A 9,023-nucleotide genomic window follows, 5' to 3' on the forward strand; every position below is an offset into this window, starting at 1 on the left:
AATCATAAAAGAAAATGTGGGTCGTACTGGATTCGAACCAGTGACTTCTACCCTGTCAAGGTAACACTCTGAACCAACTGAGTTAACGACCCATTAATATTTTCAAAAAGTAAATATATAAAAAAAGCTTCCTTTTTTGGAAGCTTTTGTGGGCGCGAAGGGATTCGAACCCCTGACCCCTTGGGTGTAAACCAAGTGCTCTGAACCAACTGAGCTACGCGCCCTTTGCAATTGGACTGCAAATATAAAGCAGTTTTTCTATTGGCAAAACTTTTTTATTAAAAAAATTAAATTATTTCTGCTACTACAAATGTACTCCCTCCAACAAAAATAAAATCGTTGGGAGAAGCATTTTTAAAAGCATTGTTATAAGCCTCACTCACTGAATTATAAGCCTCGCCCCTAATACCAAACTCACTTAAAGTCAATTTTAATTCTGTAGCATCCTTTCCTCTAGGAATATCTGGTTTACAAAAATAATAAGTCGCCTCTTTTGGCAATAAATCTGCAATAGAACTTATATCTTTATCGCTAACAACCCCAAAAACAAGGTGTAACTTATTAAAGATTTCGTGTTGAAGTTGCCGCATGGTATAAGCCAACCCTTCTCTATTATGCCCGGTGTCGCAAACCACTTTTGGATTTTCACCCAAAACCTGCCAACGTCCTAATAAACCTGTATTTTTCACAACATGTAAAAGCCCACTTTTCAATTGGAGGTCTGTTATTATATACCCGATGTTTTTAAGAGTTGTTACAGCTTGTATCACAGTCTTTATGTTTTTAGACTGATATGGTCCTTTTAAGTCACTCGCTAAAACCTGATTAGGTTCCTGATCGGCAAATACGATATTAGAATTTGCCTTTCGAGCCAAATCTTCAAAAATAAGTTTGGTTTCCTTTTGGGTTTCACCAATCACTACTGGCACGTTAGCTTTTATAATTCCTCCTTTTTCAAAAGCTATAACCTCTAAAGTATCTCCTAAAAATTGCGTGTGGTCCAATCCAATATTGGTAATAACAGAAAGTTCTGGCGTAATGATATTGGTAGAATCCCAGCGACCACCCATACCAACCTCAATAATGGCTATATCTACCTGCTGCTTGAAAAAATAATCGAAAGCCATACCAACAGTCATTTCAAAAAAAGATAATTGATTAGCTTTAAAAAAAGGTCTATTACGCTTTATAAAACCTGCAACAAACATTTTACTCACAGGTTTTCCGTTTATTTTAATACGCTCCCTAAAATCCTTTAAATGTGGAGAGGTATACAACCCTACTCTATAACCTGCTTCTTGCAAAACTGAAGCCAGCATATGACTTGTAGAACCTTTACCATTAGTACCAGCTACATGAACCGATTTAAAATGGCGTTCTGGGAAATTTAAATATTCTGAAAATTTTAAAGTGTTTGACAGGTCTTTTCTGAAAGCCGTTTTACCCTGCCGCTGGTACATTGGGAGTTGTGAAAACATCCAATTGACAGTTTCTTGATAGGTCATTTTGTAACAGTACTACTGACTTAATTTAAAATTCACACTAACAAACCCAATTTGTCTTGTAGGTGCCTTAGGATCTGAAGGCCATTTATGGGACATGGCAATTTCTTTTGCAGGCTTAAACAAGCATGGAGCAGTATTAGTTGTACCTTTTTGACCTGGTTCTGCTGAAATGACATTCCCATTTTGGTTCACTATAATTTTCACTATAACTAAACCAGACTCATTACAGTCCTGCTTTAATGTTTTATAAGTTGCACGACCTCGACCGTTTAATCCATAGCCAACACCTCCACTGCCTATACCCTGACCACCAAAATAACTTGGCGCATAAGGATCACCATCCAACTGGCCTTTATCGCCTGCTTTATTATCGTTACCTTCACTACCTGTTTCTGTGCCTTCCGATTTACTAACACCACCTATTAAAGCATCCAGCTTGCGCTTTTTTTCTTCCTGTTCTCTTTTTTCCCTAGCGATACGTTCCGCTTCTGCTTTAGCTTTAGCTTCTGCAATTGCCTTAGCTCTGGCCTCTGCCTCTTTTTGTTTTTTTATTGCAATAGCTTCTTCGTTTTCTTGAGTAAGCACTTCTTCTTTTGTTACTGTTGAAGGAGAGGGTTGCGATTTTGTAACCTCCGGTTGCGGAGGCTCTGGTATGTTTTTGGGCTCAGATTTTACAGGAGCTTTGGGCTGAATGTTTCCCTGACCAAAATCAGTGTTTCCAAAATTCACAGCCACACCATATTCCTCTGGAGGATCCATGTACTTTGTACCAACCACAAATAACATAAGCAAAATAATAACAGTAATTAACGCTGTTAATTTTGCTGAATCTCTTTCATGTTTGGTTTCGAAATACTTCATCATTTAGGTTTTACTGCCAATATCACTTTAAATTTGTTTCTGTTGGCGATATCCATTACTTTGACTACATTTTCAACAGGCACCGATTTCTCTGCTCGTAAAACAATAGTAGGTTTGTCCTGGTCTGAGAGTTTTGCTAGCAATTCATTTTCCAATACGCTTTCACCTACCCTTTTTTGATCAATATAGTATGTTAAATCTTTTTTGATACTTACCGCTACCGAACGCTTATTCTCAGTCTTTCCACTAGCTTTGGGCAACAGAATATCTATAGCATTGGTAGTAACCAAGGTTGACGCAATCATAAAAAAGATGAGCAACAAGAATACAATATCCGTCATGGACGACATATTGAATTCTGGTGTAACTTTATTTCTTCCTCTAAAATTCATATTAAGCTGGCTCGTTTAAATGATCTAAGAACTCTAACGAATTGGCTTCCATTTGATACACGACTTTATCGGTTCTAACTACCAAATGGTTATAGGCAATATAAGCAACAATACCAACTATTAAACCAGCTACCGTAGTTGTCATTGCTGTGTAGAGTCCACCTGCCAAAACATCCATTTCTATGGTTCCACCAGCATTAGCCAATTCAAATATTGCTAAAATCATACCAATAACCGTACCAAGGAAACCTATCATAGGTGCAGCTCCAGAAATAGTTGCCAAAATACTTACGTTTTTTTCCAAACCATAAATTTCCAAACGCCCTGCATTTTCGATAGCTGTGTTAATATCGGCCAAGGGTTTACCTATTCTAGAAATCCCTTTTCCTATCAATCGAGAAACAGGTGAATTTACCTGGGCACAGAGCACCTGGGCAGAATCTATTTTACCATTACTCACATAGTCTTTTATCTGGTTCATGAAATTGGCATCTACCTTTGAAGCTGCTTTAACGGCAAACAACCGTTCAAAATAAATATAGGTTGCCGCAATTAGCAATAGGAACAAAACAGCAATTATAACTTGTCCTGCAACACCTCCGCTACTAATTAATTCAATGATTGATAATGTTTTTTCAACAGACTCAATATCTGTTAAAACCTCACCTTCTTGGGGATTTTGTAATAATGTAATTAGCATAAATTAAAATTTTTATTGCAACTGTATAACGTATCTTTTTTTGCTAAAGTATAATAAAAAATAAATTCCGTGATATTTAGATGTTAGATTCTTCTGAAAAAACAAAAGATTAGCCATAATCAACTAATCTTTTGTTTTCAACTTATATCCTGTAATTAAAATAAGGTTCTGGTAAACATAAACGCCGCTGCACCAACTAAGAAGCCCACCAAGGCTAACCATGCTATTTTCCTTAAATACCAGAAAAAATCAATCTTCTCCATACCCATAGCCACTACACCTGCAGCAGAACCAATGATAAGCATACTCCCTCCTGTTCCAGCTGAGTAAGCTATAAAATGCCAAAGCTCATTGTCGATCGGTTCATGGAACATCCCCAAACTGGCAGCTACTAACGGCACATTGTCTATTACTGCGGAACCAACACCTAATAACAATACCACAATATCTGAAACTCCCCCATGGTGTAATTCAGTACCTAACATTGGCATGGTATCCTCTAAAGTTCCTGCAAAATTGAATAATATTCCCAAAGACTCCAAAGCTGCCACTGCCATTAATATGCCTAAGAAAAATAAGATACTGGGCAATTCTATTTTAGACAGCGAATAATGTACAGGACTATGGTGGGCATGCGCATCACTTTCCTCTGCACCAAACTCTGTCATAGTAAATTTAGAGCTACTGTAAATTTCAGCAAAAACAGCTACCACACCCAACGATAACATCATCCCTACATATGGTGGCAAATGTGTTGTCATTTTAAATATGGGCACAAATACAATTGCTCCTAATCCTAAATACAGCATCGTGCTACTAAACTTAGACTTAGGCTTATCTTGAGTATCTTCCATATCCAAATCACCTTTAAACGCAGGCAAAAAAGAAGCTATAAATGATGGCACTGCCATACACAAAAATGACGGCAGTAACAAATATCCTATTAAGTGACCAGTAGTTACTTTATTACCAATCCATAACATGGTGGTTGTAACGTCTCCAATAGGAGACCAAGCACCTCCTGCATTTGCTGCAATAATAATTAGACCAGCATACCATAACCTTACACTTCTATCCTTAACAATTTTTTGCAATATGGAAATTAATACTATTGTTGCTGTAAGATTATCTATTATAGCCGAAAGAATAAATGCCAATATGGAAAATATCCATAATATTTTAGTCTTTTTCTTAGTCTTAATAAAATTCTTTATTGTAGAAAAACCATCAAAATAATCTATAATCTCCACAATGGTCATTGCACCTAGAAGGAACACCAAAATTTCAGCCGTTTTACCTAAGTGGTGCAACAGGGTTTCTTCCATAATGTGCATTTTACCTTTCTGAGATACATGCCCTTGTCCATCTATTACATCTTCTAAAGGTAAGCTTCCAAAACTATCAAGTAAATCATGTTTCCCAGAATCGAACCACTGAGTAAAACTTTCTAATCCAAAAGCAATTAACGCCCAACAAATGGCCATCATTATTAAGGCTGGAATCAGTTTATCAATTTTTATACTGTGTTCTAAGGTAATCGCTAGATACCCCATTGCGAATATTAAAATAATTGCTGTTTCCATGTATCTTATATTAAATTAATTGGTTTAATGCTATTTCAAAAGCTGTTTCACTAAGTCCCTGCTTAGATTTATTATTATGGTATACTTTTTCCAATGCTTCTTTAATTGTATTTGAAGTATCATTGAATATGGCCTCATCGGTCATTTGCACACGACGCTCCATAAAGTAGGCAAAAACACGAGCCATTCCACAATTAGAAATAAAATCTGGTATTAAACTAACCCTATAATCCGTATGCTCCATAATTGGTCCGAAAAAAATCTCTTTGTCTGCAAATGGCACATTTGCTCCACAGGATATAACTTCTAAGCCACTATCTATCATTTCATCTATTTGATGAATCGTAATTAAGCGAGAAGCTGCACAAGGTGCAAAAATTTCAGTTTTAATGGACCAAATCCTTTCATTTATTTCTTCAAACGGAATTAAATTATCACTAACTAAAGTATTACCCTTTTTTTCAAGAAACAAGTTCCTTATTTCTTTAAAAGTAAATCCATCTTCATTAATTAAGCCTCCAACAATATCTATAATACCTACCACTTTTGCTCCCATTTGAGATAAATAAAATGCTGCAGCGGCTCCAACATTTCCAAATCCTTGAATAATGGCACGTTTACCTTTTACCGAACCGCCATAAATATTATAATATTGCTTTAAAGCTTCGGCTACCCCAAAACCTGTAATCATATCGGCTACGGTATATTTTTTCAAAACATCAGGAGAATAAAGAGGATTTTCAATTACTTTTATGACCCCTTGGCGCAATTGTCCTATCCTATTAATTTTATCGGCTTCTGTTGGCTTAAAATACCCATTAAAGACACCTTCTTGGGGGTGCCATACCCCACTCTCCTCTGTTATAGGTATAACCTCATAAGTTTCGTCTACATTTAAATCTCCACCTGTACCATAATAACTTTTTAACAATGGCGATACCACCGCATACCATCTTTCAAGCACTCCTTTTTTTCGGGGATCCTTTGGATTGAAATTTATACCGGATTTTGCTCCTCCAATTGGAGGTCCTGAAACAGTAAATTTAATCTCCATGGTTTTGGCAAGAGACAATACTTCATTAATATCCAAGCCCTCACGCATTCGTGTCCCTCCTCCAGCAGCTCCACCCCGTAAAGAATTTATAACCACCCAACCTTCAGCTTCTGTTTCAGGGTCTTTCCAATTAAAAACAATTTCAGGGGCTTTATTTTCATACTTTTTTAGTAATTCTTTCATGCTTAGTATTAATTAATATTTATCAGCTTTAATTTTCAAATCACGATAGGTATTCTATGTGTAGCTAAAGCTGTGTCATACTAAAAAAGTTTTGAATTATTTAAGACAACAAATATAGAAAACTAAAAATTTTAATAATTAATTTATATAGATTTTATGAGGGTAGAATATATTGCCCGAGCTATGATCTTTTGATGCTCCTGTTACACTTTTCAAGCAATTGGTTTCTTTTCTAAGCCTTAATATGCCAAGCAGGGCAAAAATTAATGCTTCTTTAAAATCTATAATTTGTTTTGAGGGAACCTCAATTTCGTTTTGCGAAAAACTTTTAATCCTATTGATTAAATAATCATTGTAAGTCCCACCACCAGTTATTAAAACTGATCCTTTTTTAATTTTATTTATCTCATTCGAAATTTGTATTGCTATGTGTTCACAAAGTGTATTTAAAATATCTGGGGGCTCCAGATTAAATTCATCTATTAATGGAATCACAGAAGTCTTTACCCATTCTAACCCTAAAGATTTTGGATATGATTTCCTGTAAAATTCTAAATCATTCAATTTAGATAGTAATTCATCGTTTTGCTTCCCTTGCGATGCCATTTTTCCTTTATCATCAAAATCATATCCTATTTTCTTAACATAATAATTTAAAAGGATGTTAACAGGACAAACATCGAAAGCTATTCGTTCGTTATTTATATCTACAGATAGATTTGCAAAACCACCTAGGTTTAGGCAAAAATCGTAATTTGGAAACAAAAGCTTATCCCCAATAGGTACCAATGGTGCCCCTTGCCCACCTAATTCCACATCTTGAATTCTAAAATCACAAACAACGGTTTGACCCACCAATTTTGAAATTATTGGTTGATTGCCTATTTGGTAGGTTAACTTATTTTCTGGTTGATGATATGCTGTATGACCATGTGAGCAGATGGCATCAATACATTTAATCTTATACTTTGCTATGAATGTGCTTATAACATTTGCCAATAAATGGGTATATTCCTTATCAATTAATTTTAGTTCTTCAATACTTAGATTTACCAAATTTTCCAATTTTCCATTCCAATCTTCATCGTATTTTATTGTTTCAGCTTTAATAATATCGAAATCCCAGTTTTTACCATACTTAAACCTCGCATATAACAAATCGATTCCATCTAAAGATGTACCAGACATCACCCCTATAACATAATATTCATTTTTTATCATATTAAGTAAAATTAGCGTTTTTTATTGAAAAAATCTTATAATAACACTATATTTGCTAGTATATTTTAATATATTAATAATATTATTATTCATATGAATTTTAATCTTTCGGAAGAACATTTAATGATTCGTGATGCTGCTAGGGATTTTGCCCAAACAGAATTATTACCTGGAGTTATTGACCGTGACAATAAACAACATTTTCCCGGTGAACTTGTAAAAAAAATGGGGGAACTTGGGTTTATGGGCATTATGGTAGATCCAAAATATGGTGGTAGTGGAATGGATACTATTTCCTATGTTCTTATTATGGAAGAATTATCTAAGATCGATGCGTCGGCTTCAGTAATGGTATCTGTAAACAACTCTTTAGTGTGTTACGGACTTGAAGCTTATGGCACTGAAGAACAAAAGCAAAAATATTTAACAAAACTAGTTACTGGTGAATATCTAGGTGCTTTTTGTTTAAGTGAGCCTGAAGCAGGCAGTGATGCAACCTCCCAAAAAACCACTGCAATAGACAAAGGCGATCACTACATATTAAATGGTACTAAAAACTGGATTACTAACGGTGGCCGAGCTAATGTTTATATTGTAATAGCTCAAACCGATCGTGATAAAGGTTCTCATGGTATTAACGCATTTATTGTAGAACGTGGAACAGCTGGATTTCATATTGGCCCTAAGGAAGATAAATTGGGGATTCGAGGCAGCGATACGCACACTTTACAGTTTAATGATGTGAAGATTCCTAAAGAAAATAGAATTGGTACAAATGGCTCTGGATTTAGATTTGCCATGAAAACATTATCTGGAGGACGAATAGGTATTGCCTCTCAAGCTTTGGGCATAGCACAAGGCGCTTATGAATTGGCTTTAAAATATTCTAAGGAAAGAAAAGCTTTTGGAACCGAGATTAGTAATCATCAAGCTATTGCTTTCAAATTGGCTGACATGTATACCGAAATAGAAGCAGCTAGATTATTGGTGATGAAATCTGCGAAAGATAAAGATTTAGGCAACAATTATGATAGATCAAGTGCCGTGGCTAAGCTTTATGCTTCAAAGGTTGCAATGGAAACCACAGTTGAAGCGGTACAAATTCATGGTGGAAATGGTTTTGTAAAAGACTATCATGTGGAACGTTTGATGCGTGATGCCAAAATCACACAGATTTATGAAGGCACTTCTGAAATTCAAAAAATTGTGATCTCCAGAAGTATTTTAAGAGATTAAGACTTAACCTTATTAATCTTTTCTTATCCACTTACCAAACACAGATTATTACTGAAAATTTCTAATCTCTAATTAGACTTTAAGCTTTTAAATGAGTTATTTTTTTCCTTAAGAATGAATTTAAAATAGCCCAATAATACTATCCATTCCAAACTTAAACAAAAAAACCCTTCACTAAAAATAGTGAAGGGTTTCCAAAAAAGGCAACGACCTACTCTCCCACAGATGCAGTACCATCGGCGCTAACGGGCTTAACTTCTCTGTTCGGAATGGTAAGAGGTGAGCCCC

The 9,023-nt window shown here is 35.4% G+C and carries 8 protein-coding genes, 2 tRNA genes and 1 rRNA gene; 1 reads left to right on the top strand and 10 read right to left on the bottom strand.

Annotated features, from left to right (window positions below):
* Positions 1 to 17: 17 nt before the first annotated feature.
* From MR053_RS12910 to MR053_RS12950, 9 genes are all read right to left on the bottom strand, one after another.
* Positions 18 to 92 (bottom strand) — tRNA-Val (locus MR053_RS12910).
* Positions 93 to 149: 57 nt separating this feature from the next.
* Positions 150 to 224: transfer RNA gene (locus MR053_RS12915), tRNA-Val, on the bottom strand.
* Between the two features lie 63 nt (positions 225 to 287).
* Complete coding sequence (locus tag MR053_RS12920; RefSeq protein ID WP_242132832.1) at positions 288 to 1,505, bottom strand: bifunctional folylpolyglutamate synthase/dihydrofolate synthase; 1,218 nt, start codon at positions 1,503 to 1,505, stop codon at positions 288 to 290.
* Positions 1,506 to 1,517: 12 nt separating this feature from the next.
* Positions 1,518 to 2,366 carry an energy transducer TonB gene (locus MR053_RS12925; RefSeq protein ID WP_242132841.1) on the bottom strand — a complete coding sequence of 283 codons (849 nt, stop codon included), beginning with the start codon at positions 2,364 to 2,366 and terminating at the stop codon, positions 1,518 to 1,520.
* Positions 2,366 to 2,758, bottom strand: a complete 393-nt coding sequence (locus tag MR053_RS12930) for an ExbD/TolR family protein (protein ID WP_242132833.1) — start codon at positions 2,756 to 2,758, stop codon at positions 2,366 to 2,368. Before MR053_RS12930 ends, MR053_RS12925 begins: the two co-directional genes overlap by 1 nt.
* A gap of 1 nt (position 2,759) precedes the next feature.
* A complete protein-coding gene (locus tag MR053_RS12935) occupies positions 2,760 to 3,458 on the bottom strand; it encodes a MotA/TolQ/ExbB proton channel family protein (protein WP_242132834.1) in 699 nt (232 codons plus the stop codon).
* A gap of 155 nt (positions 3,459 to 3,613) precedes the next feature.
* Positions 3,614 to 5,041 (bottom strand): sodium:proton antiporter NhaD, encoded by a 1,428-nt coding sequence (gene nhaD, locus MR053_RS12940; RefSeq protein WP_242132835.1) that lies wholly within the window; start codon positions 5,039 to 5,041, stop codon positions 3,614 to 3,616.
* Positions 5,042 to 5,051: 10 nt separating this feature from the next.
* Positions 5,052 to 6,278: a Glu/Leu/Phe/Val dehydrogenase dimerization domain-containing protein gene (locus MR053_RS12945; RefSeq protein WP_242132836.1), complete on the bottom strand. Its 1,227-nt coding sequence runs from the start codon at positions 6,276 to 6,278 to the stop codon at positions 5,052 to 5,054.
* Between the two features lie 138 nt (positions 6,279 to 6,416).
* Positions 6,417 to 7,499 carry an anhydro-N-acetylmuramic acid kinase gene (locus MR053_RS12950; RefSeq protein WP_242132837.1) on the bottom strand — a complete coding sequence of 361 codons (1,083 nt, stop codon included), beginning with the start codon at positions 7,497 to 7,499 and terminating at the stop codon, positions 6,417 to 6,419.
* A 93-nt stretch (positions 7,500 to 7,592) separates the two neighbouring features.
* On the opposite strand from MR053_RS12950, the gene MR053_RS12955 reads away from it, so the two are divergent.
* Positions 7,593 to 8,735, top strand: coding sequence for an acyl-CoA dehydrogenase (locus MR053_RS12955; RefSeq protein ID WP_242132838.1), 1,143 nt, complete (start codon positions 7,593 to 7,595; stop codon positions 8,733 to 8,735).
* 198 nt (positions 8,736 to 8,933) lie between these two features.
* On the opposite strand, the gene rrf is transcribed toward MR053_RS12955, so the two are convergent.
* A 5S ribosomal RNA gene (rrf, locus tag MR053_RS12960) occupies positions 8,934 to 9,023 on the bottom strand; the annotation flags it as partial.

It is taken from the genome of Aestuariivivens marinum (assembly GCF_022662175.1).
Taxonomy (GTDB): Bacteria; Bacteroidota; Bacteroidia; order Flavobacteriales; family Flavobacteriaceae; genus Aestuariivivens; species Aestuariivivens marinum.